Origin of the sequence: Streptomyces sp. SID13726 (assembly GCF_010548375.1) — a bacterium.
Lineage (GTDB): Bacteria > Actinomycetota > Actinomycetes > Streptomycetales > Streptomycetaceae > Streptomyces.
Genome location: NZ_JAAGLY010000623.1, coordinates 1 through 413 on the forward strand (window position 1 = coordinate 1; position 413 = coordinate 413).

A 413-nucleotide genomic window follows, 5' to 3' on the forward strand; every position below is an offset into this window, starting at 1 on the left:
CGTGCGCTCGACGGCGACAAGAGCGCCAAGGCCCGCAAGGTCGGCGAGCTCGTCGCCGAGCGTGCGAAGGCCAAGGGCGTCGACTCTGTCGTCTTCGACCGTGGCGGCAACAAGTACCACGGTCGGGTCGCTGCGGTCGCCGACGGCGCCCGCGAGGGCGGTCTGTCCCTGTGACGACGCCGACCATCCCCACACGGAAGCAAAGGATTCTCTGATGGCTGCAGGGCAGCGCAGCAACACCGGCGCCCCCACCGGTGCCGCCAACGAGTCGAGCGACCAGAACGCGCGCGGGGGGCGCCGCGACGACCGTCGCGGTGACCGTCGCGACGGTCGCCGTGGCGACGCAGCCGAGAAGAACGCCTTCGTCGAGCGCGTCGTCACCATCAACCGCGTCTCCAAGGTCGTCAAGGGCG

General features: G+C 70.7%; 1 protein-coding gene and 1 pseudogene. Both read left to right on the plus strand.

Annotation, left to right across the window (positions count from 1 at the left end):
• On the plus strand, positions 1-174 hold a 174-nt coding region (locus G3I78_RS49445), incomplete at its 5' end, for a 50S ribosomal protein L18 (protein WP_275424946.1).
• Positions 175-214: 40 nt separating this feature from the next.
• Positions 215-413, plus strand: a pseudogene (locus G3I78_RS49450) (30S ribosomal protein S5); the annotation flags it as partial.